The sequence below is a fragment of the Massilia sp. TWP1-3-3 genome (assembly GCF_049897805.1).
In the GTDB taxonomy this organism is placed as follows: domain Bacteria; phylum Pseudomonadota; class Gammaproteobacteria; order Burkholderiales; family Burkholderiaceae_D; genus Telluria_A.
Genome location: NZ_JAFCWX010000034.1, coordinates 22,534 through 46,386, shown reverse-complemented (window position 1 = coordinate 46,386; position 23,853 = coordinate 22,534). Strand labels below are relative to the sequence as shown.

31 protein-coding genes are annotated in these 23,853 nt (G+C 60.8%); 27 read left to right on the top strand and 4 right to left on the bottom strand.

The window, feature by feature from the left end:
- Positions 1-53 precede the first annotated feature (53 nt).
- From ACP7D4_RS24135 to ACP7D4_RS24055, 17 genes are all read left to right on the top strand, one after another.
- Positions 54-986, top strand: coding sequence for a LysR substrate-binding domain-containing protein (locus tag ACP7D4_RS24135; RefSeq protein WP_426211770.1), 933 nt, complete (start codon positions 54-56; stop codon positions 984-986).
- An 88-nt stretch (positions 987-1,074) separates the two neighbouring features.
- Positions 1,075-2,769, top strand: a complete 1,695-nt coding sequence (locus tag ACP7D4_RS24130; RefSeq protein ID WP_426105529.1) for a CTP synthase — start codon at positions 1,075-1,077, stop codon at positions 2,767-2,769.
- Positions 2,766-3,620 (top strand): 3-deoxy-8-phosphooctulonate synthase, encoded by an 855-nt coding sequence (gene kdsA / locus ACP7D4_RS24125; protein ID WP_426211768.1) that lies wholly within the window; start codon positions 2,766-2,768, stop codon positions 3,618-3,620. The genes ACP7D4_RS24130 and kdsA overlap by 4 nt, the downstream gene beginning before the upstream one ends.
- A gap of 94 nt (positions 3,621-3,714) precedes the next feature.
- The gene (eno, locus tag ACP7D4_RS24120; protein ID WP_426105526.1) at positions 3,715-4,998 is read left to right on the top strand and encodes a phosphopyruvate hydratase; all 1,284 of its coding nucleotides are present in this window, start codon (positions 3,715-3,717) and stop codon (positions 4,996-4,998) included.
- A 55-nt stretch (positions 4,999-5,053) separates the two neighbouring features.
- On the top strand, positions 5,054-5,401 hold the full coding sequence (gene ftsB, locus ACP7D4_RS24115; RefSeq protein WP_426105524.1) for a cell division protein FtsB: 348 nt from the start codon (positions 5,054-5,056) through the stop codon (positions 5,399-5,401).
- Positions 5,402-5,540: 139 nt separating this feature from the next.
- The gene (locus ACP7D4_RS24110) at positions 5,541-6,275 is read left to right on the top strand and encodes a TetR/AcrR family transcriptional regulator (RefSeq protein ID WP_426211766.1); all 735 of its coding nucleotides are present in this window, start codon (positions 5,541-5,543) and stop codon (positions 6,273-6,275) included.
- Entirely contained in the window at positions 6,272-7,600 is a 1,329-nt protein-coding gene (locus tag ACP7D4_RS24105; RefSeq protein ID WP_426211764.1) for an ABC1 kinase family protein, read from the top strand. The genes ACP7D4_RS24110 and ACP7D4_RS24105 overlap by 4 nt, the downstream gene beginning before the upstream one ends.
- A gap of 62 nt (positions 7,601-7,662) precedes the next feature.
- Positions 7,663-8,208 (top strand): GbsR/MarR family transcriptional regulator, encoded by a 546-nt coding sequence (locus ACP7D4_RS24100; protein ID WP_426105520.1) that lies wholly within the window; start codon positions 7,663-7,665, stop codon positions 8,206-8,208.
- On the top strand, positions 8,205-8,639 hold the full coding sequence (locus ACP7D4_RS24095; protein WP_426105518.1) for a thiol-disulfide oxidoreductase DCC family protein: 435 nt from the start codon (positions 8,205-8,207) through the stop codon (positions 8,637-8,639). Before ACP7D4_RS24100 ends, ACP7D4_RS24095 begins: the two co-directional genes overlap by 4 nt.
- Complete coding sequence (locus tag ACP7D4_RS24090) at positions 8,636-9,085, top strand: cell division protein (protein WP_426211762.1); 450 nt, start codon at positions 8,636-8,638, stop codon at positions 9,083-9,085. Before ACP7D4_RS24095 ends, ACP7D4_RS24090 begins: the two co-directional genes overlap by 4 nt.
- A complete protein-coding gene (locus ACP7D4_RS24085; protein WP_426211760.1) occupies positions 9,082-9,702 on the top strand; it encodes a DUF4166 domain-containing protein in 621 nt (206 codons plus the stop codon). Before ACP7D4_RS24090 ends, ACP7D4_RS24085 begins: the two co-directional genes overlap by 4 nt.
- A complete protein-coding gene (locus ACP7D4_RS24080) occupies positions 9,699-11,150 on the top strand; it encodes a TIGR01777 family oxidoreductase (RefSeq protein ID WP_426211758.1) in 1,452 nt (483 codons plus the stop codon). The genes ACP7D4_RS24085 and ACP7D4_RS24080 overlap by 4 nt, the downstream gene beginning before the upstream one ends.
- Before the next feature lie 180 nt (positions 11,151-11,330).
- Positions 11,331-11,810 (top strand): RcnB family protein, encoded by a 480-nt coding sequence (locus tag ACP7D4_RS24075; protein WP_426211756.1) that lies wholly within the window; start codon positions 11,331-11,333, stop codon positions 11,808-11,810.
- A gap of 59 nt (positions 11,811-11,869) precedes the next feature.
- Positions 11,870-12,271, top strand: a complete 402-nt coding sequence (locus tag ACP7D4_RS24070; RefSeq protein ID WP_426211754.1) for a hypothetical protein — start codon at positions 11,870-11,872, stop codon at positions 12,269-12,271.
- A gap of 122 nt (positions 12,272-12,393) precedes the next feature.
- On the top strand, positions 12,394-12,996 hold the full coding sequence (locus ACP7D4_RS24065) for an SRPBCC family protein (protein WP_426211752.1): 603 nt from the start codon (positions 12,394-12,396) through the stop codon (positions 12,994-12,996).
- Positions 12,996-13,562 carry a hypothetical protein gene (locus ACP7D4_RS24060; protein ID WP_426211750.1) on the top strand — a complete coding sequence of 189 codons (567 nt, stop codon included), beginning with the start codon at positions 12,996-12,998 and terminating at the stop codon, positions 13,560-13,562. Before ACP7D4_RS24065 ends, ACP7D4_RS24060 begins: the two co-directional genes overlap by 1 nt.
- Positions 13,563-13,621: 59 nt before the next feature.
- The gene (locus ACP7D4_RS24055; protein ID WP_426211748.1) at positions 13,622-14,194 is read left to right on the top strand and encodes a cysteine hydrolase family protein; all 573 of its coding nucleotides are present in this window, start codon (positions 13,622-13,624) and stop codon (positions 14,192-14,194) included.
- On the opposite strand, the gene ACP7D4_RS24050 is transcribed toward ACP7D4_RS24055, so the two are convergent.
- The gene (locus tag ACP7D4_RS24050) at positions 14,191-14,682 is read right to left on the bottom strand and encodes a hypothetical protein (protein WP_426211746.1); all 492 of its coding nucleotides are present in this window, start codon (positions 14,680-14,682) and stop codon (positions 14,191-14,193) included. The genes ACP7D4_RS24055 and ACP7D4_RS24050 overlap by 4 nt on opposite strands.
- A gap of 201 nt (positions 14,683-14,883) precedes the next feature.
- Between ACP7D4_RS24050 and ACP7D4_RS24045 the strand changes: the two genes are divergently transcribed.
- The 7 genes from ACP7D4_RS24045 to ACP7D4_RS24015 all read left to right on the top strand — a co-directional run bounded on the left by ACP7D4_RS24045 (position 14,884) and on the right by ACP7D4_RS24015 (position 18,864).
- Positions 14,884-15,171 (top strand): CopG family ribbon-helix-helix protein, encoded by a 288-nt coding sequence (locus ACP7D4_RS24045; protein ID WP_426105504.1) that lies wholly within the window; start codon positions 14,884-14,886, stop codon positions 15,169-15,171.
- 1 nt (position 15,172) lies between these two features.
- Positions 15,173-15,469 (top strand): type II toxin-antitoxin system RelE/ParE family toxin, encoded by a 297-nt coding sequence (locus tag ACP7D4_RS24040; protein ID WP_426105502.1) that lies wholly within the window; start codon positions 15,173-15,175, stop codon positions 15,467-15,469.
- A gap of 1 nt (position 15,470) precedes the next feature.
- Complete coding sequence (locus tag ACP7D4_RS24035) at positions 15,471-15,737, top strand: hypothetical protein (protein ID WP_426211745.1); 267 nt, start codon at positions 15,471-15,473, stop codon at positions 15,735-15,737.
- A 336-nt stretch (positions 15,738-16,073) separates the two neighbouring features.
- Positions 16,074-16,349, top strand: a complete 276-nt coding sequence (locus ACP7D4_RS24030; protein WP_426105500.1) for a hypothetical protein — start codon at positions 16,074-16,076, stop codon at positions 16,347-16,349.
- 356 nt (positions 16,350-16,705) lie between these two features.
- Entirely contained in the window at positions 16,706-17,080 is a 375-nt protein-coding gene (locus tag ACP7D4_RS24025) for a hypothetical protein (RefSeq protein WP_426105499.1), read from the top strand.
- A gap of 534 nt (positions 17,081-17,614) precedes the next feature.
- On the top strand, positions 17,615-17,950 hold the full coding sequence (locus ACP7D4_RS24020) for a hypothetical protein (RefSeq protein WP_426105498.1): 336 nt from the start codon (positions 17,615-17,617) through the stop codon (positions 17,948-17,950).
- A 707-nt stretch (positions 17,951-18,657) separates the two neighbouring features.
- Complete coding sequence (locus ACP7D4_RS24015; RefSeq protein ID WP_426105496.1) at positions 18,658-18,864, top strand: hypothetical protein; 207 nt, start codon at positions 18,658-18,660, stop codon at positions 18,862-18,864.
- A gap of 102 nt (positions 18,865-18,966) precedes the next feature.
- Here the strand turns inward: ACP7D4_RS24015 and ACP7D4_RS24010 are convergent, their stop codons facing one another.
- Genes ACP7D4_RS24010 through ACP7D4_RS24000 form a run of 3 tightly spaced genes read right to left on the bottom strand, consistent with a single transcriptional unit; the run spans position 18,967 to position 20,888 of the window.
- Positions 18,967-19,407, bottom strand: a complete 441-nt coding sequence (locus ACP7D4_RS24010; RefSeq protein ID WP_426211743.1) for an acyl-CoA thioesterase — start codon at positions 19,405-19,407, stop codon at positions 18,967-18,969.
- Positions 19,407-20,360, bottom strand: a complete 954-nt coding sequence (gene hslO, locus ACP7D4_RS24005; protein ID WP_426105493.1) for an Hsp33 family molecular chaperone HslO — start codon at positions 20,358-20,360, stop codon at positions 19,407-19,409. The genes ACP7D4_RS24010 and hslO overlap by 1 nt, the downstream gene beginning before the upstream one ends.
- 3 nt (positions 20,361-20,363) lie before the next feature.
- Entirely contained in the window at positions 20,364-20,888 is a 525-nt protein-coding gene (locus tag ACP7D4_RS24000) for a gamma carbonic anhydrase family protein (RefSeq protein ID WP_426105491.1), read from the bottom strand.
- A 158-nt stretch (positions 20,889-21,046) separates the two neighbouring features.
- Between ACP7D4_RS24000 and ACP7D4_RS23995 the strand changes: the two genes are divergently transcribed.
- The 3 genes from ACP7D4_RS23995 to htpX all read left to right on the top strand — a co-directional run bounded on the left by ACP7D4_RS23995 (position 21,047) and on the right by htpX (position 23,825).
- On the top strand, positions 21,047-21,928 hold the full coding sequence (locus tag ACP7D4_RS23995) for an alpha/beta fold hydrolase (RefSeq protein WP_426211741.1): 882 nt from the start codon (positions 21,047-21,049) through the stop codon (positions 21,926-21,928).
- 69 nt (positions 21,929-21,997) lie between these two features.
- Positions 21,998-22,828, top strand: coding sequence for a 3',5'-nucleoside bisphosphate phosphatase (locus ACP7D4_RS23990; RefSeq protein ID WP_426105488.1), 831 nt, complete (start codon positions 21,998-22,000; stop codon positions 22,826-22,828).
- A 121-nt stretch (positions 22,829-22,949) separates the two neighbouring features.
- Positions 22,950-23,825 carry a protease HtpX gene (htpX, locus tag ACP7D4_RS23985; RefSeq protein ID WP_426211739.1) on the top strand — a complete coding sequence of 292 codons (876 nt, stop codon included), beginning with the start codon at positions 22,950-22,952 and terminating at the stop codon, positions 23,823-23,825.
- Positions 23,826-23,853: the final 28 nt, after the last annotated feature.

The window sequence follows — 23,853 nt, the reverse complement described above, 5'->3', positions numbered from 1 at the left end:
ATAGGCCAGCCGCGCTACAATGGCCAATCCCATTTTTATGATACTTTTTTGGTATGGCGCTTCGCTTCAAGCTCAGGCAGCTGGAAATGTTCGTGGCGGTGGCCGAGACGCTCAATTTCCGCAAGGCCGCCGCGCGCCTGCACATGACCCAGCCGCCGCTGAGCCGCCAGATCAGCGAACTTGAAGGCGCGCTGGGTATCAAACTGCTTGAGCGCAGCAATCAAGGTGCAAGCCTGACGGCCCCCGGTGCGCGCTTCCTGGACGAGGCGCGCACCTTGCTGGCCGCGTGCGACGCCATGGGCGCGCGCTTTTGCGGCAGTCTCGGCCCAGTCGTTGACACGCTCAGGGTCGGCGTGACGACGGTTGTCGATACCGGGACGTTGCAGCAACTCTTGCCCGTCCTGGAAGCGGCAATGCCGGGCCTGGAGCTCGACTTCAAACGGCAGGGTTCGGTCCGCTCAGTGCACGACCTGCTCCAGCACCGGCTCGATGCAGCCATCATCGGCATGCCGACCGAGACCGCCGACGTGACCGTGTTGACCGTGCGCCAGCTGTACCGAGACCAATTTTGCGTCGCACTGCCGGCCAGTCACCGCCTGCGCAAACGAAAAGTCATCGGGCTTGGCGAACTGAACGACGACTTGCTGTTCTGGTTCAAACGCGATCTAAATCCCGGTTTTTACGACGCCTGCGAAGCCGTTTTCCGGCAAGCCGGCTATGCGCCGCAACGCGCGCCCGAACCGGCCGACCATCACGTGCTGCTCAGCCTGATCGCCAACCAGGGCGGCGTCGCGCTCATTGCGCGCTCGCTGTGCAACATCCGCCGCAGCGGCGTCGTCTACCGGGACCTGAAAGAGAGCGAGCTGCTCTTCATCGACGTCAGCGTCGCTTACCTCGCCTCGGCCGGCAAAGCGGCTTTGCCCCGCTTCGTCGAACAGTTGGTGCGTTTCTATGGCAATGGCGAGGAAGGCAGGGCGCCGGCATGATGCCCAGTTTTACCTTGTTTTGCGGCAGTATTCACCCGTTTAAGGTATAATTTCAATTTCCCGCACGTGCCGTTCGGCACTATCTGCAATGACCAAATTTGTCTTCGTCACCGGTGGTGTCGTCTCTTCCCTTGGAAAAGGCATTGCCGCCGCCTCTCTCGCCGCGATTCTTGAATCGCGCGGCCTTAAAGTCACCATGCTCAAGCTCGATCCGTACATTAATGTGGATCCGGGCACCATGAGTCCCATGCAGCACGGCGAAGTGTTCGTTACCGACGACGGGGCCGAAACCGACCTTGATTTGGGCCACTACGAGCGCTTCATCAGCACCCGCATGCGCAAGGTGAACAACTTCACCACCGGCCAGATCTACGAATCGGTCATCCGCAAGGAACGCCGCGGCGAATACCTCGGCAAGACCGTGCAGGTCATCCCGCACATCACCAACGAGATCCAGGACTATATCTACCGCGGCGCCGAAGGCGTCGATGTGGCGCTGGTCGAAATCGGCGGCACCGTGGGCGACATCGAATCGCTGCCGTTCCTGGAAGCGGCGCGCCAGCTGTCGCTGCGCGCCGGGCGCAAGTCGGCCGCCTTTGTCCACCTGACGCTGGTGCCGTACATCGCTTCGGCGGGCGAGCTGAAAACCAAGCCCACCCAGCACAGCGTGCAAAAGCTGCGCGAAATCGGCATCACGCCGACCGCGCTGCTGTGCCGCGCCGACCGCCCGATTCCGGACGACGAACGGGCCAAGATTTCGCTGTTCTCGAACGTCGAAGAACAAGCCGTGATCTCCGTGTGGGACGCCGACACCATCTACAAGGTGCCGCAAATGCTGCACGACCAGGGCCTGGACGCGATCATCCTGGAGGCGCTCGGCATTGAAGCGCCACCGGCCGACCTGTCGATGTGGACCAAGCTCATTTATGCGCTGGAAAACCCGAAGACGTCCGTCACCATCGGCATGGTCGGCAAATACGTCGACCTGACTGAGTCGTACAAGTCGCTCACCGAAGCGCTGCGCCACGCCGGCATCCATACCGAGAGCCGCGTCAACATCGAGTACCTTGATTCGGAAGACATCGAGACCAAGGGTTGCGAACACCTGGGCAAGTACGATGCGATCCTGGTGCCGGGCGGCTTTGGCAAGCGCGGCGTGGAAGGCAAGATCATGGCAGCGCAATACGCCCGCGAAAACAAGATCCCGTACCTGGGCATCTGCCTGGGCATGCAGGTCGCGCTGATCGAATACGCGCGCCATAAGGCGGGCATGGGCGACGCCAATTCCACTGAGTTCGACACCGAGACCAACCACCCCGTCGTCGCCCTCATCAACGAGTGGCAAAACCATGACGGCAAGGTCGAAAAACGCGACGAGTCGTCCGACCTGGGCGGCACCATGCGCCTTGGCGCCCAGACCTGCGCGGTCAATCCGGGCACGCTGGCCGCTGAAATCTACGGCGCCGTCGTCACCGAACGCCACCGCCACCGCTACGAAGCGAACAACCACTACCTGGGACGCGTCGAAGCGGCCGGCCTGATCGTCTCGGCCCGCACCCCGACCGAAGACCTGTGCGAAATCATGGAACTGCCGCGCGAAGGCGCCAATTCCCACCCGTGGTACATGGGCGTGCAATACCACCCTGAATTCAAGTCCACCCCGCGTACCGGCCACCCGCTGTTTACGTCGTTCATCCGGGCCGCGCTGGCGCACAAGTCGGCCAATGAGCAACAATCGGCGGCCAACAATGGCACGCTCGCTTTGCAAGGAGATGCAGCATGAAGCTTTGCGGTTTCGACGTAGGCCTTGAGCACCCGATTTTCCTGATCGCCGGTACCTGCGTGATCGAATCGCGCCAGATGGCGATGGACACCGCCGGCACGCTCAAGGACATCACTTCAAGCCTGGGCATTCCGTTCATTTACAAGTCGTCCTTCGACAAGGCCAACCGGTCGTCCGGCACCACTTTTCGCGGCCCCGGCATGGACAAGGGTCTCGAGATCCTGGCCGACGTGCGCCGCGAAATCGGCGTGCCGGTCCTGACCGACATCCACACGATCGAAGAGATCGCGCAAGTGGCGTCGGTCGTCGACGTGCTGCAAACGCCCGCTTTCCTGTGCCGCCAGACCGACTTCATCGTCGCCTGCGCGCAGTCCGGCAAACCGGTCAATATCAAGAAGGGCCAGTTCCTCGCGCCCGGCGACATGAAGAACGTGATCGACAAGGCGCGCCACGCGGCCAAGGAAGCGGGCCTCGATCCCGACAACTTCATGGCTTGCGAGCGCGGCGTCTCCTTCGGCTACAACAACCTCGTTTCGGACATGCGCTCACTGGCGATCATGCGCGAATCGAACTGCCCGGTCGTGTTCGACGCGACCCATTCGGTACAACTGCCGGGCGGACAGGGCACCTCGTCCGGTGGCCAGCGCGAACACATTCCCGTGCTCGCGCGTGCAGCCGTGGCAGCCGGTATCGCCGGCCTGTTCATGGAAACGCACCCCAATCCCGCGCAGGCGCTGTCGGACGGCCCGAATGCGGTCCCGCTGGGACGCATGAAAGAACTGCTCGCGACCCTGGTCGAACTTGACCGCGTGGTCAAGAAAGCAGGCTTTCTCGAATCGAGCTTCAACTGATTCGACCGGCCCGTAGTCGCCCGACCGCTTGACAGATGCAGGCGGGTCCTCCCGGACCCGCTCACCGTTTTGCCTACCTTTTTGGAGAATAAGAATGAGTGCTATCGTTGACATTATCGGCCGCGAAATTTTGGATTCACGCGGCAACCCAACCGTCGAATGCGACGTGCTGCTCGAGTCGGGCGTGATGGGCCGCGCAGCCGTGCCTTCAGGTGCCTCGACCGGTTCGCGCGAAGCGATCGAACTGCGCGACGGCGATCTGAAACGCTATTTCGGCAAGGGCGTGCTGCAGGCCTGCGAGAACATCAACACCGAGATCTCCGAAGCGATCATGGGCCTGGACGCGAACGAACAGGCTTTCCTGGACCGCACGCTGATTGACCTGGACGGCACCGAAAACAAGAGCCGCCTGGGCGCCAACGCCATGCTGGCCGTGTCGATGGCCGTTGCCAAGGCCGCCGCCGAAGAAGCCGGTCTGCCGCTGTACCGCTACTTCGGCGGTTCGGGCGCGATGCAAATGCCGGTGCCGATGATGAACGTGATTAACGGCGGCGCCCACGCCGACAACAACCTGGACATCCAGGAATTCATGATCATTCCGGTCGGCGCGCCAAGCTTCAAGGAAGCGATCCGCTACGGCGCCGAGATCTTCCACACGCTCAAGAAAATCCTGCACGAGAAAAAGCTGGCCACCTCGGTCGGCGACGAAGGCGGCTTTGCGCCGAACGTGGCCAACCATGAAGAAGCCATCAAGCTGATCATGCAGGCGATCGAGCAGGCAGGCTACGAGCCGGGCACCCAGATTTGCCTGGGACTCGACTGCGCCGCCTCCGAGTTCTACAAGGACGGCAAGTACCACCTCGAAGGCGAAGGCATGCAGCTGACCGCCACCGAGTTCACCGACATGCTCGAAACCTGGTGCGACAAGTACCCGATCATCTCGATCGAAGACGCGATGCACGAAGGCGACTGGGATGGCTGGAAGATCCTGACCGACCGTCTGGGCAAGAAGGTGCAGCTGGTTGGCGACGACCTGTACGTCACCAACACCAAGATCCTGAAAGAAGGCATCGACAAGGGCATCGCCAACTCGATCCTGATCAAGATCAACCAGATCGGCACCCTGACCGAGACCTTCGCCGCCATCGAAATGGCCAAGCGCGCCGGCTACACGGCCGTCATCTCGCACCGTTCGGGCGAGACCGAGGACTCGACCATCGCCGACATCGCCGTTGGCACCAACGCCATGCAGATCAAGACCGGCTCGATGTCGCGTTCGGACCGCATGGCCAAGTACAACCAGCTGCTGCGCATTGAAGAAGACCTGGGCGACATCGCCAGCTATCCGGGCCGTAGTGCTTTCTACAACCTGAAGTAATCAGTACCCCGGCCGGCGCGAGTTTTTAACTTCAGCCGGCCGGTATTGGAATGCCATGCGCCTCATAACGCTCGCTCTCGCGACCTTGCTGCTGCTCGTACAATTGCCCCTGTGGCTAGGCAAGGGAGGGTGGTTGCGCGTATCGGAACTGGAAAGTTCGGTGGCTGCGGCCAAGACCCGCACCGAAGAACTGAAAGCGCGCAATGCCAAGCTGACCTCCGAGGTGGATGACCTCAAGGACGGCACCGGCGCCGTGGAAGAACGCGCCCGCTACGAGCTGGGCATGATCAAGCAAAACGAAGTATTCATTCAAATCCTGGGGGCCAACGGCCAGCCCAAGGAATCGGCAACGCCATTGCCGCCGCCACCCAAGCCAGATACCAAGCCAGATACCAAGCCGTAGTACGCTTACCGGCAGTCCGCTCAAAACGCATACCACTGCATCGTCCTCGCGCACGACGTGGCTTCTATGCGCCCTCACTAATCGCGCTATTTACTATCCATTAAATTGAAAAAATTGTTGTTTAATGTATAGTGGGTACATGAAAACCACAAAATCCCAGCAAGACAAAACTCGCCGCCACATCCTGCGCACGGCCGTCGACCTCATTACCGAGCAAGGCTACGACGCCACCACCATGAAGCAGCTGGCGCGCGAAGCGGGGATCGGCGACGCCACCATCTACAAGTACTTCCCGACCAAGGAGCGCATCCTGCTCGAGTACTTCGAGCTGAACATCGCCGACGCCTTGAAACAGCTTGACGAAACCCCCGGCCTGCCAGAATTCACGCTGCACGAAAAGCTGCAGCTGCTGGTCGACGGCGTGCTCGAAGGCTTGCTGCCTGACCGCGAGTTTGTCGAGATCGCGCGCGCCATCGTGCGCAAGTCGCCTTTCGTGATGATGCGCGACGACATGCAAAGCCAGCACCTGCTCAAGGAGCGCGTTGTCGCGTTCATCGCCGCCGCCGAGGAGAGTGGCGAGATCGCCCCCTGCGACTTCAAAAACCTGATCGGCGGCCTGTTTACCGACTATCTGTTCGCCGTCATCCTGTACTGGCTCAAGGACGAATCGGACGAATTTGCCGACACCACCCAGCTGGTTGAACTCACGCTCGACGTAGTCACGCTGGCGCTTAAAAGCGGCGTGATGAACAAGATGTCCGAGCTGGCCACCTTCATGCTGCGCAGTCAGATGGCGCGCATGATGCAAAGCGGCTCGGGCTTGCTGGACCTGCTCAAGACCGCGCGCCGCGGCCTTGGCAGCGTGGCGCCATGAAGGCGCCGCCAACGGGCAAGCTGGCGCGCAGTGGCGTGGCCGGCCTGGCCCTGGCGCAGGCCGGCGTGGCGCGCATCGGGCGCCAGGCCCGCAAAATCACGCTCGGCGCCCAGGCCCAGGCCGGCGCGCAGGACAAGTTCGAGGCCGACCTTGGCCGCATCATGTTCCGCGCGCTCAATCAGCTCAAGGGCACGGCGCTGAAAGTCTCGCAGCTGCTCAGCGCCCACGCGGACTTCCTGCCGGCCGGCGTGCGCGCAGAACTCGCCAAGGGTAACTACCAGGTCACGCCGCTCAATCGGGCGCTGGTGCACAAGGTCTTTCGCAGCGAATTTGGCCAGGCGCCCGAGCACCTGTTCGCGACCTTCGACGCGCAAGCCTGCGCCGCCGCCAGCCTTGGGCAGGTGCACTACGCCACGCTGGCCGACGGTACGGCCGTCGCGGTCAAGGTGCAATATCCCGGCATTGGTTCGTCGATCAACAGCGACCTGCGCATGCTGCGTTCCATGCTCGAGACGCTGGGCCCTGCCACCGGCATGATGCCGCCGCCAGCGCTGGTCGACCAGATGATGGCCGAGGTGGCGCACAAGCTGGGCGAGGAGCTCGATTACGAACACGAGGCCGGCCAGCTGGCGTGGTTTCGCGCACGCGTCACGCTGCCCGGCGTGGTGATCCCCCAGCCATTTCCTGCGCAGTCGAGCAAGCGCGTGCTGACCATGGCGCGCCTGGACGGCCTGCACCTTGACCAGTGGCTCGCCACCAAGCCCGACCAGGCCGCGCGCAACCACGCCGGCCAATTGCTGCTCGACTGGTTTTTCCACAGCCTGTTCGAGCTCGGTCGCGTGCATGCCGACCCCCATCCCGGCAATTTTCTGTTCATGCCTGACGGGCGTCTTGGCCTGCTCGATTTTGGCTGCACCAAGGAAATCACGCCCGGTTTCCTGGCCATCTTGTCGGGCGCCTGGAATGCGCTGCTGCATGGCGGCTCGGCGCAAGACGTGCGGCTTGCCTACGTTGCGCTGGGCGTCATTTCCAAGGAACTTGGCCAGGAGCAGTTCGAGCGCGAACTGCTGCCCGCGATGATGCCGATTGTTAACTGGCAGCTGGAGCCGTTTCGCGTCAGTCCTTTCGATTTCGCCCATCGTTCCCCGGTGCCGGTGCCCGACAAGGACGGCGCTGCAACGCTGGCCCGTTTTTCCAGCGGCATGCATCCGGACCTGCCGTACTTCGACCGCGCCTACATGGGCATCATGCACATGCTCGCTGCCATCGGTGCGCAGGTGGTGACGCAGAACCGGTGGATCGAACGGACCGTTACAAAGGATTGACATTCACGTCATTTCAGCGTCTAATTTCTGTAACGACAGAAATTAAAGAAATGAGAGAAAACATGTCCCTGGGGTCGACCGAGCAAAAATTTATCCTGCACTGGGGCGAGATGGGCACCAAATGGGGCGTGAACCGCACCGTGGCACAAATCCACGCGCTACTGTTTCTGGCCCTCCGTCCGCTTACCGCAGAAGACATCGCCGAGTCGCTCGGCGTGGCGCGCTCCAACGTCAGCAACAGCCTCAAGGAACTGCAAAGCTGGAACCTGATTCGCGTGACGCACCTGATGGGCGACCGGCGCGATCACTTCATCGCGCTGCAGGATGTATGGGAGATTTTTCGCGTCATCGTCGAAGAGCGCAAGCGGCGCGAAATCGATCCCACCTTGAGCGTGCTGCGCGAGTGCGCTATCGAGGGCGCCAAGGACGAGTCGCTGCAACCGGCGTCGCTCGCGCGCATGCACGACGTGCTGGTGTTCCTCGAGATGCTGGGCGCCACCTACGACGACTACAAGCACCTGCCGCCGGCCACGCTGCAGCGCTTCCTCAAAATGGGCGGCAAGGTGGCGCGCCTGATTGGCAACGACGACAAGGACGGCCCCGCATGAATACGCCTGCACTGACCCTGTATTACGACGGCAAATGCCCGTTCTGCGCCAACGGCATGCGCCAGCTGGGCACGTGGGACAAGGCCGGCAAGCTTGCCTTTGTCGACATCTCGGTCGATGGCTTCGACCCGGCGCACCTGAACGCCAGCATGGCGCAGCTGAACCTGGAAATCTACAGCCAGAACGCAGCAGGCAAGGTGCTGGTCGGCGTCGACAGCCTGCTGGCGGCCTACACGCTGGCCGGGCGCGGCTACCTGGTGTGGCCGCTGCGCGTGCCGGTGCTGCGCTCCGTGCTCTCGTTCCTGTACCGCGCGTTCGCGCGCAACCGCTACACCATGTCGCGACTGCTCGGCTACAAGGCGCCGCCCACCTGTGCAGAAGGCGTCTGCTTTCACGGCAATCCATTTTTCAAAGACGGGAACCGGCGATGAACCACGACTTCCTGCGCACCTGGGCCGTGCGCGTGACCTACTTCAGCATTGCCCTGCACCTGGTGGTCGGCGCGGCGCTGCCGCTGTTCGTCAACGCGGCTCTGTTCGAGGGCTACCACCACGGCATTGAAACCGCCTTCTGGGGCGCCGACGTGCCGCACCAGGTGCGCGCCCACCAGAGTTGGTGGATTGCGCTGTTCGGCCCCACGGTGCAGGCGGCGGCGCTGTGGATGGGGGCCCTTGCCTACATTGGTGCGCAACAGCGCAGTGCCTTTGCCTGGGGCGCGCTGATTGCGGGCATTGTGCTGTGGGCACCGCAAGACATCTTGCTTTCGCTGCGCGCCGACTGCTGGAACAATGTCTGGCTCGACTGCATTGCGGTGGCCGGCATGCTGCCGCCCCTGGTTTATCTTTTTCTTACCGATCGTGCAAAGGCCGCGCCATGACGCTTCCGTCCGAAGGCGAATTATTCAAGAAAATCCTGGGCGCCGAATGGTCCCGCCTTCACCCCGATATCCAGGCCCGCTTCGACAAGAATCCGCTGCCCGGCAAACCGCTCAACTACCGCGGCGAACTGAGTGAACTGACATGCTCGAAACTTGGCCGCGTGCTGGGCTACTTCACCATGCCAATGATCCAGGGCGCGCTGATGCCCTACAACGACGCCCATTTTCTGGTCGATATCCAGGTCTATTCGAAGGAGAACTGCCCGTCCATTTTCAAGCAGCGCATCTACCGCCTGAATGGCCGCAAGAGCGTGCAGTTCACTTCCTACATGCAAGAGAGCAGCAAGGGCGAAGTGCTCGAATACGTCGGCATGGGCCTTGGCATGAAGCTGGTGCTCGACGTGCGCGATGGGAACCTGCACTTCGAGAGCGACGGCTATTTCTGGGAAGTGTTCGGCTTGCGCATTCCCTTGCCCGGCCTTTTCACCCCCGGCAAAACCTTCCTGTGCCATCGCAACAACAACGCCAACCAGTTCGACATCCGCATCGACATCCGGCACCCGCTGTTTGGCACCACGTTCACGCAGGCGGGCGTGTTCAGGGAAGTCGCGGCATGAACACGCACACGCTCGCGCTGCAACTGATGGCCGCGCAAGGCTGCCTTGGCGCCTTCGACACGCTGTACCACCACGAACTGACCGAGGCGCTGCCCGGACGCGCCACGGCGCGCCTTGAACTGTCGATCCACGCGCTGCGTTCCATGATTTACGCCGCGCTCTTCATCGGCCTGTCGGCCTGGCAGTTCCATGGCATGTGGGCGCTGGTGCTGCTGCTCGTGTTCACCGTTGAAATCGTGCTCACGCTGTGGGACTTCGTGGTGGAAGATCGCACCCGCCTGCTGCCGGCCACGGAACGCGTCACCCATACTATCTTGGCCATGAACGGCGGCGCCTTTATTATGCTGCTGGCCTTGAATACGCCCGCATGGTACGCGCAGGGCAGCGCGCTGGTGTGGCAATGGCACGGCCCCCTTAGCGTGTTCCTTGCGCTGTGCGGCGTGGGCGTGGGCGTCTCAAGCCTGCGCGACGGCTTTGCCGCGCAGGCGCTGGGCAGGCGCGCCGCGCTCCAAGCAAGCGCGGCCACCCCGGGCTTTGGCGCGGCCGGGCGCAGCTTCCTGGTGACCGGTGCCACCGGCTTCATCGGCCAGAAACTGGTGCGCGCTTTGCTGCGCGACGGCCAGCGCGTGACCGTGCTTACGCGCCAGGCGCGCCAGGCCGCTTGGATGTTCGACGGCCGGGTCGACTGCATCAGCAGCATGGACCAGTTGCCCGTATCGCGCCAGGTGGACGTGATCATCAACCTGGCCGGCGCCCGCGTGCTGGGCTGGCGCTGGACCGCAGCGCGCCGCGCCGCGCTGCGCAAGAGCCGCGTTGAACTCACTGCAAACGTGGTCTCCTGGATCGCACGCGCCCAATACAAACCGGCGCTGCTGCTGTCGGCGTCGGCCATTGGCTACTACGGCAACCAGGCGCGCGGCGACGACAGCGTACTGACCGAAAGCGCGCCGCCGCAGCCGATCTTCATGTCGGACCTGTGCCGCGAATGGGAGAAGGCGGCGCAAGCCGCAGGCACCTACGGCGTGCCTGTGGCGCTGATGCGCATCGGCGTGGTGCTCGGTCTGCAAGGCGCGCTGCCGATGATGCTGATGCCGATTAAAATGGGCCTGGGCGGCCCGCTCGCGGGCGGCGCGCAATGGCAGTCGTGGATCCATGTTGACGACGTCATCAACGCCATGGCGCACCTGTGCCGCAGCGGTGCGGACGGGGTTTATAATTTTACGGCGCCCGAAAGCCTGACGCAGGCCGACTTCAGCCGCGTGGCGGCGCGCGTGCTGGGCCGGCCATACGGCTTTCCCACCCCCGGGTTGCCGATGCGTCTGCTGCTTGGCGAACAGGCCGACCTGCTGCTCGAAGGCTCGCGCGTGGCGCCGAACAAGCTCCTTGGGTCCGGTTTCGCGTTCACCCATCCGGGTCTGGAGGGCGCGCTGCGCAGTCTGGCGCGCTGAAAGCTGTTACATCTGGCTGGATACCTCCTGTAACACTTCTTACCGCGTGCGCATGCCCTTGTGTCCGGTTCTCAGGTCTAATGAGGTTGTGGGTTGCGACAAAACGTGGCGGCCCATCACGCTGCAGGTAGTTCTGCAGGATTGAACCCCGGACGGTTCTACCTCATCAAGGAGTTTCAAATGATCAAGAAAGCCCTCATCTTCGCAGTCGCTGCAGCCTGTCTGACTTCAAGCGCGGCGTTTGCTCAATCGTACGGTTACAACAACGATAGCAACGTGCGGATTGAGCGCCAGGACCGCGACGGCCGTTATGATCGCAACGACCGTTATGACCGCAACGACCGCAATGACCGTTACGACCGCGACGACCGCGACGACCGCTACAGCCGCGACGAGCACTATTCGCGCCGCGACCATAACGACTACCGCGACAACCGTTACCAGTCGCAGCAGCGCTACCAGTACTACCAGCACTACCAGCACCGTCAGGGCGGCTACGTGGAGCAGCAATACCGCGACCGCCGCTATGTAGTCAGCGACTGGCGCAGCCGTCGCCTGTACGAGCCGCAGCGTGGCTACCAGTGGGTACAGGCCGGTAATGATTACCTGCTCGTTGCCATCGCCACCGGCCTGATTGCGCAGGTACTGTTGAATCATTGATGTATGCTCAATGCCGCCGGGCAACCGGCGGTTTTTTGCGTTTACTGTCCAGGAATAGCATGAAGAAAAATACCATCCGACTCAATCACATCGTACTTGCGGCTGCCGTGCTGGCAAGCGTGGCCGGCTGCAGCAAACCGGGCGTGGCGCCCGGGCCGGCTGTCACCAATCCGGCCAGCGTCATCGATCCTGCCGCGCCGTTGCTGGGGCGCTGGAGCGGCCCCGAGGGCACCTTCCTGCTGGTGGAAGGCGAGGGCGGTAAATACGTGGTAACGGTGCAGAACCTGGACGGCCCGCGCACTTTCGACGCCAAAGGTGCCGGTGACTCTGTCACCTTCGTGCGCGACGGCAAAACGATGACGATCAAGCCCACCAACGGCGCCGGGACCGGCATGAAGTGGCTAGCCAAGCGCAAGGATTGCGTGGTCATTGAAGCGGGCGAGGGCTTCTGCCGCGACTAAACGCTGCGGCTTGGCATTCATCATCCCGACACACGTCCGTGTAAAAATCGGCTGCCTCCTTGACCGTCCTTGCCGCTTCGGTAAGAATTCGCTACCCATATCGTTCTGAAAGCAGTCCGTTCATGCATCTCGTCAAAGCCATCATCCCTTTCCTGTTGGGGTGCGCCAGCGCCGCGCAGGCCGCCGATCCGATCGATGCGCGCAAGCTGTCGGAGACGGCGGTGACGCTGGTGGAAACGAGCAAACCCGGCAGCGCGGCAAAGTCGTTCGTCGCCGGCACCATCATCAACGCGCCGGTCGAAAAGCTGTGCGCGCTGATCCAGGATTACCCCGACTATCCGAGTTTCATGCCCAACACCGAATCGACCAAGGTGGCGATGTCGAAACCGGGCCATACGATCATTGACGTCACGCTCACGCTGCCGATGGGGAAAATCAAGAAATACCGCCTGCGCATGACGCCGGTGCTCACGCCCGAGTCGTGCACGGTAGCGTGGAGCCAGTTGCCGTGGAAAGGCTTGAAGCCCGAGGAAACCATCGCCGACACCAACGGCTATTGGGAGTTCACACCTGCCCCGACGCCGGGCAAGAGTATCGTCAAGTATGTGGTTTCCACCGATCCGGGCCCGGTGCCTTTCGGGCTGGGGTGGATCGTTGATTCGCTCAGCAAGGACAGCATTCCGCTGACGCTTGAAGGCCTGCGCAAAAAGGCCGCCAGAAAATAATGGCGGCCGACGCATCAGCGGGCTGGTCCGACGAAGTCGAGTGCAATGGGGACACTGTTCTTGTTGCAAACGCGGATGATTTCGCGCACTGGTTCGGTCAGGCTGTCGACCCTGGCGGCCTGGAAGCGATCCACCACTACGGTCCCGCAAACGCCTGCTACCTGTGGCGGGTGGCGCCAGGCATGGTCACCATCAGTGTGGACAGTACGCGCGGACGGCTGTGCCTGGCACAAATCGAGTATGCCGATAGCGACGCCGACCGGGCCGCCGCGCGTGCGTACGCACTGGCCTTCGATGGCCTGCAGCAAGCGAGCGGCCTGCACTATCGCGTCGACAAGGGGCCGGTCGTGGCGGTGTGTGCCACCAACAGCGTTCAGGACACTTCAACGTCGATTGCGCGCCTGCCGCTGTCGGGCGCGAGCCCCGGCGCCTTGATCGACTTTGCGGGCGGCCCGAACGCGGCCGCCTTGTGGCTGGTGCCGGGCATGTATGCGTCTTCCCTGTTTTTTCACGAGGAAGACCGCTGGGGTGTATCGTGGTGCAGGCTGCAGCGCGTGTCGGACTAAGGCAGCGGGTGCAATCCACAGGAAACGCAATCATAGGGGAAAACCGGATGCAGATAGACATGCCAGCGTTGCTCATCATCGACATGCAAAACTGCATGGCAATGCCGGAAGCCGGGCAGCGGAATAATCCGCATGCCGAGCGTCATATTGCCAGCTTGCTGAAGGCGTGGCGCGCGATGGATGCGCCCATTGTCCATGTGCGCCATATGTCGCGCTCGGCAACATCCATGTTCGCGCCCGGTCAAAGCGGCGCCGAGTTCCAGGCGCAATTTACTCCGCTGCCGGGCGCGCACGTGCTCGAAAAAAATGTACCGGACGCGTTCATCAATACCGCGCTGGAGCGCTGGCTGCGGGTGCGCGGGATTGCTGGCGTTGTCATGGTTGGCGTGAGCACCAATAATTCAGTAGAGGCGAGCGCGCGTAGTGCCGGCAATTTGGGCTTTGACACCGTGGTCGTGGCCGATGCGACGTTTGCCTTTGCCAAGACCGACTATGCCGGCACCGCGCGCAGCGCCGATGACGTGCATGCCATGGCGTTGTCCAATCTGGACGGGGAATACGCCAGCATCATGAGCACGCGCGACGTGCTGGAGCGATACGCGGGGCCGGGGGCCACAGCCGAGTTGGCCTAGCGCGACACGCGCTTGAACACGGCTTCAACGCGCGGCTTGGCGTTACGCTCGAGATGGTAGGTCAGCGTGTTCTTGTCCGCGCTGAGGCTGATGGTCCAGACATTGGTATCGGAGCCTTTGATCAGCTTGGCGGTGTAAGGGTCGGCGAAGAACGACTGCGACAGTGCGGACCCGGCCGGGTCGGCGGGGCCCCCATACATGGTTTCGGTGTCGGGCGTGCCATCCGGGTGGCGATGGTCGTGCCGCAGGTCCAGTCCGCTAGCGGTGCGGGTGATCACCCAGGTACGCGAGCGGTCTTCGCCGACCTGGACCGGGATGCGCACTTCGGTGTCGCTGCAGCTGGCAAAATTGGCTACCAGCAGCTTGCTGGCGAACGCATGCTTGGGGTCGATGGCATAGGTCATGGCGCCTTCGAAGCGCTGGCCGCACAGACTCTTGAGCGTCGCCATGTATTGGTCGCGAACATCGGCGGGCTGGGGCGGCGTCACAGAAGCACAGGCTGCCAAGAAAAACGCGAGGAAGGGGACGAGAGTGCGAACAGATGAAGTCATGGGGGCGATCAAGTTGGTGGGAAAGATGGCGGCAAGGAATTTTCCCAGTTTAGCCTTAGAGATGCTTAACTTGCCACACCAATTTTGGAAGTGCATAGCACAATTGTGCTACATTTAAGTGTACAGAAGGAGACCGCAATGGCAACAACTACAACAATTCGCCTGTCGGAAGACTTGAAGGCACGAATTGCCAGCGCCGCTGAACGCGTTGGCAAGTCAACCCACAGTTTCATCCTTGAAGCCATTGCGGAAAAGACAGAGCTGGAAGAGCAGCGTGCCGGCTTTGATGAAGAAGCCAATGCTCGGTTTGCCAAGATCGTGGAATCAGGGAAAACGATACCGTGGACCGACCTGCGCCACTACCTCGAAGCACGCTTGGAGGGCAAGCAGATATCGCGTCCGGTCGCGAAGACGAAGCGGGAATGATATGGCGCGTGTCGAAATGGCGCCGGAGGTTCTGGAGGACTTTGACCGTATCCTGGAATATCAGGCCCAAAATAAAGTCAGCGAGGGGGCCGCGCGCATTATGGAAATCGTGCGGGTGATTGATGTTCTCGCGCACAGCCCACTCATCGGCAGGCCTAAGTCCGACGGTAAGCGCGAATTAGTAATCGGACGCAAGGCGCGAGGCTTCTTGGCTTTGTATCAGTATGTGAATGAGATTGATACCGTGTTTGTGCTTGCCGTTCGGAGCCAGCGTGAGGCTGGTTATGCGCGAATATAGTATGGACTTATACCTGCCGCCGTTAGCTCAATGTGTTGCTGCTGGGTGCGAAATCCAAATCGTGCCGGACTGGATTGAAACTTGTTTAACCATCGGCGAAACGCCGTGCTTTGGCAACTACATTTCAGTGGCGACGGAGGGCGCTGCTGCAGGAAGAGTGTTCGAGTTCGACCATGATGGTTTCGAGTTCAGCGAAGCGGACGGTTTAAGGTTAGTTAAATTCGCCTCGCATATGCGTTTCATAGACGAGGATCCAATGGTCCAGTAGTGGATACGCGAGCTCAGAGACCATCAGGGGCAAATTGTCACCACGCTTGCTTAGTACAAACACGTTCCATAAATTGTTAGCTGCAATGACCACTGGGGCGGCAGCGGACAAGCCAGCAGGTGACCGTTCGCCGTCGAGTACAATCGATAGGTGCCGGCCAGAACCGGTCACTCAGCCGAGCACAAGTGAGTGCATGAAAAATAAATCAGAGTTGCCATTCCCAATATGATCAAACATGAGCCCTACGCAATTCGGCTATGTCGCGCCCCGGATTTCATCGTTGCGTATACGCTCGATCCATGAGACGAGCTGAGATTGTCTGAGCCGGAGCAAGGAATGCGTGTCGACTTTCTGTATGAAGGGGAGAATCCTACAGTTGAGGGTATCCACATGATTTGGCCCGAAATCCTCGAAGCGGATGGTCGCGTGATGACAGACACAACACCCGGAATACTGCCTGAGAATGGAAAGGCAAATATGTGGGTGTTCGACCCGGCAAGCCGAGATTTTCATGCAAAAAAGCTAAAAATTGGAACCAAGGGTCATTGGGTGCGCGGCAGCTATCGCTTCGCCAACGTCGTTGTGATCGAGATCGTTAGCTTAGCCCGCTGACTTAAATGCGAGTCTGACTGACCCGGATGCTGCAGCCGTAAGGGACGCGGCTTTTTGGCCATGTATCAGTATGTGGATGAAATTCATACCGTGTTTGTGCTTGGTGTCCTGAGCCCGCGTGCGGCTGGGCATGCGCGAATATAGGTTTGCACTTATATCTGGCGTAGCTGCACGGCGTCTGTGCCGACAATTGAACACGACCTCTGCCCTAGCGTAGCCTCGTGGAACTGAACGGCACAGTCCGTGTCCGCAAGTCGGCGCAGACCCCGTCGATGCTACTGAATCAGCCAGAAGCCAACGGCCACGGTCACCGCAGCAGTGCCTCTTTTTGTAATGATCAACTTATCGGAATATGAATGCGAGAATTTTCGTGGGAGCCGTTGGATTTTCTTGAAGCCTTGGGAGTTGTGCCTGTCGGAGAAGAATATGGCATTTCGTATGGTTACTCAGTTGACAGTAAACCGCTAAGTTTAACGCTCATGATTTGGCCGATGGCCGGTGATGTAGAGCTGACGATTAGGTGTGAAGGAATGGCAGAGCCTGTAGTTCTCTTAAGTCTCTTGGGTAGTCCGGGCGCAAGAGTGATAACCGGCAAGGACGGTAAATATATCGAGTTCGCGGCGGCCAATCTATTTGCTGGACGTTACGACATTACCCGACCGCCCCCTTACGGCATCCGGTTACGGCTGGAGCCCAGTTGGCAGGTGACGGCATTTAGCTATGACGTCTAGAGGCTAGCAGCGGAACCGGCAGGCGCCGAGGTGCTGTCGAATACAATCGGCAGTGATCGGCCAGCAGCGGACCTTGAACATTCTCTTCGAGGTGCTATGAATCCTAAGCCGGATGAAGTCGAAGCCTAGCAGCCTGTCGGACTTGCGAAACTAAAACACGATTGCGCGCCTGAAACGAAAAATATTGGCTCTGGATACCATTCGTGGCATTTAAATGCGGAAATTTAGCCTAAATTTTCAGCAAGCGGTCAATAAAGTTTCTTTTTTACCCATAGTCCGACAGGCTGCTAGGCAAAAACTAGCGACACGGACACAGTGATTTCACTCTTGTCGAGCACTATCGGAACGCTGACGACTGATTGCCCTTCAGGCGAACATCCCCGACTCTACGCGTTTGAGAGTACGACGGTAGTCTTGGGATTCAGTGAGTATGGTAGGCACGATGTGCCTGCAGGTGCAAGACCGGGTCCGCGTCTGTGACGGCCAGCTCCCTGGCATCGCCGCGCCCGCCCAAGCCACGAACAAGGAAGATGCATGATTGGTTCACTGTATGTTTCGCTCGGCAACAGCTTTGCTGATTCAGCTAATTTCATGGATGGACGCGCACTTGCGCACGCGGCCGATGCGCTTGATTTGGTCGCCGCGGACATTGGCGTATCACCGGTTTCCGATCTTTATATGCTCGACTGCACGATCCGTGACATGCGACCTGCCGCCGAAGGCTTGGCGATATTTGGAGGCTATCTGAATTACGTCGAACAGCATCCCGATTCGGTGCCCGATTGCGCAGGTGTCGTTGACGATCTCAAGATGGCTATCGGAATAATCGGCAAGGGATCGCATTGGTGTCTGATGATCGATTATGAATAGCTCGGCCGGCGACTTATATGGGAAGACCGCGCGGGCCGTGATGGACGGAGGTCTTCAAAATTCCTGCCGCGACATGCAATGGAAAACGCCGGCGTGGAACGAGGCCGCAATGCGCTTTTACGATCGCAGCGGGGCGCGGAGGCTGGGCAAGCAACATTACACCTTGCTGCTTGTTGCAGCCGTTGGAAGCGCTAGTGCCTGAGCGGGGCCGTGGCGCCGGCGCTGCCGGTCTGTCCCATCATGGGGACATGTTCGGGTGGCATGCCATCTTTGAACATGGTCTCATAACGGGACAACTTCGGAACATTGGCCGAATCTGTCGAGCTGGTTCCAGCAGGTTTGCGTTAAACGTCAATGACAGCTACAACGGCGCGAAGGCGCTGTAAGTCGGTGTCTGCTTTGGGGCGATAGCGGCCTGTCGGTAAAGTCCGTGACTTTTTCCGTTTGGCAGCGTGCTATGCTGACGCGAACGCCCGAGTTCGGCCAGCAGCGGCCATTCGGGCGGCTCAAGTTTCAATCGAGCGGACGCTTAACTGCGCCGCCCATCTTTCACGTTAGGATTTTTAAATGGGCCTCTTCGGGTTTGGAAAAAAATAACTCAGCCAGTTGACCGCTATGCCGGAAAGCCGTTTCTCAAGCTTGTCGACTCATTCGTATTGAAGTGTATTGATCAGCTTGATGCATCACAGGAGACGCTTCTAGTACATATGACCCCCAAGCTGCATGAAGTCTATGCAACCGGTGGTACATGGGAAGAGATCGTGGTGGCCCAACTTCACTTTCCTCCTAATATTCGCGAAGCTATTCAAGCAATGTGGGAGAAGAACCAAAAGATCGCTAAGCAAAATGGCGCAACGCTTACACCAATGCAATTCGTTGAAATATTCGTCGCGAACAATGTAGAAGCCCCCTAATACTGAGTGTACTGCGCAAAGTTTTGAACGTCTGGTTTGGGGCGATTGCTGTCGTTCGAGTAGTCAAATTAGCGCAGCTTCGCTTGGCCTGCTGCCAGCCGATCAAGGCGTCAGCGATTCGCCGCGAATGGTGTCGAGCACACAGCGCACCGGCGCCGGAATCGGCACCGCTTGATTGCTGCTGCGCTCAACATACACATGCACGAAGTGGCCCGCCGCGCACGGAAGGGGATCGTCATTGCGGTACAGCGCGATCTCATAGCGCACGCTTGAGTTGCCCAGCTTTGCCACCCGTATCCCCGCATGAATCACATCCGGGAACGAGACGGAACTGAAGTACGAGCAGCCGCTGTCGACCACAAAGCCCACCACCTCACCCTTGTGAATATCGAGCACGCCCCGCTCAATCAAGAACTGGTTCACCGCCGTATCAAAATACGAGTAATACACGACATTATTGACATGCCCGTACCCATCGTTATCCATCCAGCGCGTGGGAATGGCAAGAAAGTGCGCAAACGCGCTGCGGGGCGTGTCGCGCATCAGTGCTTGCTGTCGCTGGCGGGAATCAACACTTCCACCGGCGTGTCGCCGGCGAACAGCTGCGCGCAGTCGACCTTGTCGAACGCGTAGTGCTTGCCGCAAAAGTCGCAGTTGATGCCCAGCTGGCCCAGCTCGTCGAGCGCCGAATCGACTTCGTCGCGGCCCAGCATCTTGAGCATATTGCCCACTTTTTCGCGCGTACAGCCGCAATGAAATTGCGGGTGCGCCGGCTCGAACACGCGGATCGTCTCTTCCCAGAACAGGCGCTCCATCAGCGTCTGAATGCCGGTCGAGAGCAGCTCGGGCTGCTTGAGCGTGGAGGCCAGCATCACGGCGCGGTTCCACGTCTCAAGGTCTTCCGCTTCGCTGGCCTGGACGCTCTGGTCTTCCTTGCCGCTGTGGCGCGGCAGCTTTTGCAGCAGCAGCCCGCGCGAGACTTGCCCGTCGGCGGCCAGCCACAGGCGCGTGTCGAGCTGCTCGGAACGCAGCATGTAGTTCTCGATCACGGTGGCCATGTCGTCCCCGTCGAGCGGTACGATGCCCTGGTAGGGTTGCTGGCCCGGCATCTTGTCGATCGGGTCGAGCGTGATGACGAAGCGCCCCTTGCCGCTCACGTTGAGCAGGTCGGTCAGGGTCGCGCCCTCGGCCACCGTTGCCCCTTCAATCACCTTGGCCGTGGCGCGCAGGCGCAGCGCCGAGTCGCACTCGACGACCAGCAAGCGCACCGGGCCGTCGCCGTGAATCTGCATCACGATCGCTCCATTGAACTTGAGATTGGCCGACAGCAAAGCGGCCGCAGCCACCATTTCGCCCAGCAAGGTCTTGACCGCAACAGGGTAGTCGTGGTGCTGGACGATGTCGCGCCAGGTGTCGGAAATTTCAACAAACTCGCCGCGCACGGCGGCATTGTCGAAGATGAATTTTTGCAGGGTATCTGTGGTGTCTGTCGTCATGGCTTATCCAATTTTTTTCAATTCTGTCTTGAACAGTCGCCCGCGCGCCACGTAGCTGGCCGCGCTCAGTTCCAGGCGTCCGATCGCTTCGGCGTCCAGCGTGCGCACCACCTTGGCGGGCGCGCCGACGATCAGCGAATAGTCGGGAAACTCCTTGCCTTCCGTGACCAGCGCACCCGCGCCGACCAGGCAACCCTTGCCGATCTTGGCGCCATTCAGAATCACGGCCTGAATGCCGATCAGCGAGCCGTCGCCCACCGTGCAGCCGTGCAGCATGGCCTGGTGGCCGATGGTGACGTTGGCGCCGATGGTCAACGGAAAGCCCATGTCGGTATGCATGACCGTGCCTTCCTGTACATTGCTACCCTTGCCGATGGTGATGCGCTCGTTGTCGCCGCGAATCGTCACGCCCGACCACACCGAGGTGTCCTGTTCCAGCGTCACCTTGCCGATCAGGGTGGCAGAGTCGGCCACGTAAGCCGATGCGTCGATCTCGGGAGCGTGCTCGCCCAACTGGTAGATAGCCATGGTGTCTTTGTTCTGAGTGGGAAAGGGAAGCGCTATTTTACGCCCTTGTGGCGCCGTGCCGGGCTTTGCCGGCCCGACTGCCTGAAATGGCGCCAAAGCGCGACAATGCAATAGTCCAGTATAATAGAACGGTCGTACTTTTATCTATAAGGCAAGTCATGCTAGCGTCCCGATCCGAATTCATCACCGTGCGCGGCCTGCGCTCCCACGTGCGCCACTGGGGGCGCGAGGGCGCGCCCAAGATCTTCATGGTGCATGGCTGGATGGACGTGGCCGCGTCGTTCCAGTTCGTCGTCGATTGCCTCAAGGGCGACTGGCATGTCATCGCGCCTGACTGGCGCGGTTTTGGGCTGTCCGAGCGTACCCATTCCGACACCTACTGGTTCCCCGACTACGTGGCCGACCTGGACGTCATGCTGGAGCATTATTCGCCGGGCGAGGCGGTCAATCTGCTGGGCCACAGCATGGGCGGCAATGTGGTCAGCCTGTATGCCGGCGTGCGCCCGGAGCGGGTGCGCCGCCTGATCAACCTGGAAGGCTTCGGCCTGCAATCGACGCTCCCCGAGCAATCGCCCATTCGCTACGCCAAGTGGCTGGCCGAACTGCGCGAGCCGCCCACGCTGCGCAGTTACCCGAGCCGGCAGGCGGTGGCCGCGCGCTTGCAAAAAACCAATCCGCGCCTGCTGGACGCGCGCGCCGACTTCCTGTCGCAGCACTGGGCGGCCGAAAACGCGGCCGGCGAATGGGACATCCTGGGCGACCCGGCCCACAAGAAGCCGTCGCCTTCGCTGTACCGGGTGGAAGAAGTGCTCGCTTGCTGGAAAAAAATCACCGCGCCCGTGCTGTGGGTCGAGGCTGACGACACCAATATGTGGCTGTGGATGGGCCCCAAGCCGGAAGCGCGCATCGAGATCGACCGCCGCCTGGCGCATATCGCCAACGTCAGCGCGCGCATGATGCCCGACGCCGGCCACATGCTGCACCACGACCAGCCGGAAATGCTGGCGGCGATGCTGGAGCAATTCTTGGCCGAAAGCTGAGCACGCCACAGGGATTTTTCGCAGGCAGCGTACAATGGAGCCTTCTTTTGTCAGCCGGTGTTTTCAGGTATGAATGTAGATTTGCATTGTCACTCGAACGTGTCGGACGGGGTGCTCGCGCCGGCCGCCGTGGCCAAGTATGCGCATGATGCCGGCGTCAATGCCTGGGCCCTGACCGACCATGATGAAGTGAGCGGCATCGGCCGCGCGCGTGACGCCGCTGCCGCGCTGGGCATGCACTTTGTGCCGGGCGTGGAAATATCGGTGACGTGGGCGGGCGAAACGGTGCATATCGTCGGCCTGCAGATCGATCCGACCTCCGAAGGCTTGACGGCCGGCCTGGCCGCCACCCGCAGCGGGCGCGACGCGCGCGGGCGCGAGATGGCCGCGCAACTGGCCCGGGCCGGCATTCCCGGCGCCTATGAGGGTGCGCTTAAGTATGTCGACAATCCCGACCTGATGTCGCGCACCCATTTTGCGCGCTACCTGGTCGAGTGCGGCGCTTGCGCGAACATTCCGGAAGTGTTTCGTAAATACCTGACCGAAGGCAAGCCGGGGTATGTGCCGCACCGCTGGGCCAGCCTGACGCAGGCCATGGGCTGGATCAAAGGCGCGGGCGGCGTGGCCGTGATTGCCCATCCGGGGCGCTACAAGTTCAATATTACGGCACAGGCCGCCTTGTTCGATGAATTCAAGGACTTGGGCGGCACGGCGATCGAGGTGGTCACGGGCAGTCATAGTGCCGCCCAGTATCAGGTGTATGCGGAGCATGCGCGCAGGTATGGTTTCCTGGCGTCGCGCGGGACCGATTTTCATGCGCCTGGTGAATCGCGCATCGATTTCGCCGCGCTGCCGCCATTGCCATCTAGCCTCACGCCGGTGTGGCACGACTGGTTTTGAGAGCTGCAGCTTATCCCGATGCGCTGCGATGCAATGCGGGGCAATGCGGGCCCCTTGTTTTTCGCGCCAACCAGCCTTACCTATTCACTCTGACAACCATCCACAGCCCCGGAGGCTTGCCATGAAACGCATCGTTCTTTTTTTGGTTACCAACATCGCCGTCTTGCTGGTGCTGTCGCTGGTACTGACCGTCTTCGGTATTGGTCGGGGCGTGAGCGCGTCCGGCATCAATGTCGGCCAGCTGCTGGTGTTTTCAGCCGTCGTCGGTTTTACCGGTTCCTTCGTTTCTCTGCTGTTGAGCAAGACCATGGCCAAGTGGTCCACGGGCGCGCGGGTGATCGACACGCCCGCCAACGCCAACGAAGCATGGCTGGTCGCCACCGTGCGCAAGCTGGCCGACAGCGCCCACATCGGCATGCCCGACGTCGCCATTTATGAGGGCGAAGCGAACGCCTTTGCAACAGGCGCCTTCAAGAACTCCGCCCTGGTGGCCGTCTCCACGGGCCTGCTGTCGAGCATGAATCAAGATGAAATCGAAGCCGTGCTCGGCCACGAAATTGCGCACGTTGCCAACGGCGACATGGTCACGCTCACGCTGATCCAGGGTGTGGTCAATACCTTTGTCGTGTTCCTGGCGCGGGTGGTCGGCTTTGTGGTCGACAAGGTCTTGCTGCGCAATGACAATCGCGGCCCCGGCATCGGTTACATGGTCACGGTGTTCGTCTGCGAACTGCTGTTCGGCCTGGTGGCATCGATCATCGTGGCCTGGTTCTCGCGCCAGCGCGAGTTTCGCGCCGACGCCGGCTCGGCCAAATTGCTGGGCAGCCCGATGCCGATGCAGCGCGCGCTGATGCGCCTGGGCGGCATGGCGCCGGACGCCTTGCCGTCGTCGATGGCGGCCTTTGGCATCGCCGGCGGCGGGCGCAGTTGGGGGGCGCTGTTTTCCACCCACCCGCCAATGGAGCAGCGCATTGCAGCGCTTGACCAACTACGCTAAGATTTTTTACGCTGAATGTTCCTGACCG

What these genes read in the sequence shown, in the direction of transcription:
- ACP7D4_RS24135 (WP_426211770.1), top strand. Translation starts at nt 54, where the DNA reads ATGGCGCTTCGCTTCAAGCTCAGGCAGCTGGAAATGTTCGTGGCGGTG.
- ACP7D4_RS24130 (WP_426105529.1), top strand. Translation starts at nt 1,075, where the DNA reads ATGACCAAATTTGTCTTCGTCACCGGTGGTGTCGTCTCTTCCCTTGGA.
- kdsA (WP_426211768.1), top strand. Translation starts at nt 2,766, where the DNA reads ATGAAGCTTTGCGGTTTCGACGTAGGCCTTGAGCACCCGATTTTCCTG.
- eno (WP_426105526.1), top strand. Translation starts at nt 3,715, where the DNA reads ATGAGTGCTATCGTTGACATTATCGGCCGCGAAATTTTGGATTCACGC.
- ftsB (WP_426105524.1), top strand. Translation starts at nt 5,054, where the DNA reads ATGCGCCTCATAACGCTCGCTCTCGCGACCTTGCTGCTGCTCGTACAA.
- ACP7D4_RS24110 (WP_426211766.1), top strand. Translation starts at nt 5,541, where the DNA reads ATGAAAACCACAAAATCCCAGCAAGACAAAACTCGCCGCCACATCCTG.
- ACP7D4_RS24105 (WP_426211764.1), top strand. Translation starts at nt 6,272, where the DNA reads ATGAAGGCGCCGCCAACGGGCAAGCTGGCGCGCAGTGGCGTGGCCGGC.
- ACP7D4_RS24100 (WP_426105520.1), top strand. Translation starts at nt 7,663, where the DNA reads ATGTCCCTGGGGTCGACCGAGCAAAAATTTATCCTGCACTGGGGCGAG.
- ACP7D4_RS24095 (WP_426105518.1), top strand. Translation starts at nt 8,205, where the DNA reads ATGAATACGCCTGCACTGACCCTGTATTACGACGGCAAATGCCCGTTC.
- ACP7D4_RS24090 (WP_426211762.1), top strand. Translation starts at nt 8,636, where the DNA reads ATGAACCACGACTTCCTGCGCACCTGGGCCGTGCGCGTGACCTACTTC.
- ACP7D4_RS24085 (WP_426211760.1), top strand. Translation starts at nt 9,082, where the DNA reads ATGACGCTTCCGTCCGAAGGCGAATTATTCAAGAAAATCCTGGGCGCC.
- ACP7D4_RS24080 (WP_426211758.1), top strand. Translation starts at nt 9,699, where the DNA reads ATGAACACGCACACGCTCGCGCTGCAACTGATGGCCGCGCAAGGCTGC.
- ACP7D4_RS24075 (WP_426211756.1), top strand. Translation starts at nt 11,331, where the DNA reads ATGATCAAGAAAGCCCTCATCTTCGCAGTCGCTGCAGCCTGTCTGACT.
- ACP7D4_RS24070 (WP_426211754.1), top strand. Translation starts at nt 11,870, where the DNA reads ATGAAGAAAAATACCATCCGACTCAATCACATCGTACTTGCGGCTGCC.
- ACP7D4_RS24065 (WP_426211752.1), top strand. Translation starts at nt 12,394, where the DNA reads ATGCATCTCGTCAAAGCCATCATCCCTTTCCTGTTGGGGTGCGCCAGC.
- ACP7D4_RS24060 (WP_426211750.1), top strand. Translation starts at nt 12,996, where the DNA reads ATGGCGGCCGACGCATCAGCGGGCTGGTCCGACGAAGTCGAGTGCAAT.
- ACP7D4_RS24055 (WP_426211748.1), top strand. Translation starts at nt 13,622, where the DNA reads ATGCCAGCGTTGCTCATCATCGACATGCAAAACTGCATGGCAATGCCG.
- ACP7D4_RS24045 (WP_426105504.1), top strand. Translation starts at nt 14,884, where the DNA reads ATGGCAACAACTACAACAATTCGCCTGTCGGAAGACTTGAAGGCACGA.
- ACP7D4_RS24040 (WP_426105502.1), top strand. Translation starts at nt 15,173, where the DNA reads ATGGCGCGTGTCGAAATGGCGCCGGAGGTTCTGGAGGACTTTGACCGT.
- ACP7D4_RS24035 (WP_426211745.1), top strand. Translation starts at nt 15,471, where the DNA reads ATGGACTTATACCTGCCGCCGTTAGCTCAATGTGTTGCTGCTGGGTGC.
- ACP7D4_RS24030 (WP_426105500.1), top strand. Translation starts at nt 16,074, where the DNA reads ATGCGTGTCGACTTTCTGTATGAAGGGGAGAATCCTACAGTTGAGGGT.
- ACP7D4_RS24025 (WP_426105499.1), top strand. Translation starts at nt 16,706, where the DNA reads ATGCGAGAATTTTCGTGGGAGCCGTTGGATTTTCTTGAAGCCTTGGGA.
- ACP7D4_RS24020 (WP_426105498.1), top strand. Translation starts at nt 17,615, where the DNA reads ATGATTGGTTCACTGTATGTTTCGCTCGGCAACAGCTTTGCTGATTCA.
- ACP7D4_RS24015 (WP_426105496.1), top strand. Translation starts at nt 18,658, where the DNA reads ATGACCCCCAAGCTGCATGAAGTCTATGCAACCGGTGGTACATGGGAA.
- ACP7D4_RS24010 (WP_426211743.1), bottom strand. Translation starts at nt 19,407, where the DNA reads ATGCGCGACACGCCCCGCAGCGCGTTTGCGCACTTTCTTGCCATTCCC.
- hslO (WP_426105493.1), bottom strand. Translation starts at nt 20,360, where the DNA reads ATGACGACAGACACCACAGATACCCTGCAAAAATTCATCTTCGACAAT.
- ACP7D4_RS24000 (WP_426105491.1), bottom strand. Translation starts at nt 20,888, where the DNA reads ATGGCTATCTACCAGTTGGGCGAGCACGCTCCCGAGATCGACGCATCG.
- ACP7D4_RS23995 (WP_426211741.1), top strand. Translation starts at nt 21,047, where the DNA reads ATGCTAGCGTCCCGATCCGAATTCATCACCGTGCGCGGCCTGCGCTCC.
- ACP7D4_RS23990 (WP_426105488.1), top strand. Translation starts at nt 21,998, where the DNA reads ATGAATGTAGATTTGCATTGTCACTCGAACGTGTCGGACGGGGTGCTC.
- htpX (WP_426211739.1), top strand. Translation starts at nt 22,950, where the DNA reads ATGAAACGCATCGTTCTTTTTTTGGTTACCAACATCGCCGTCTTGCTG.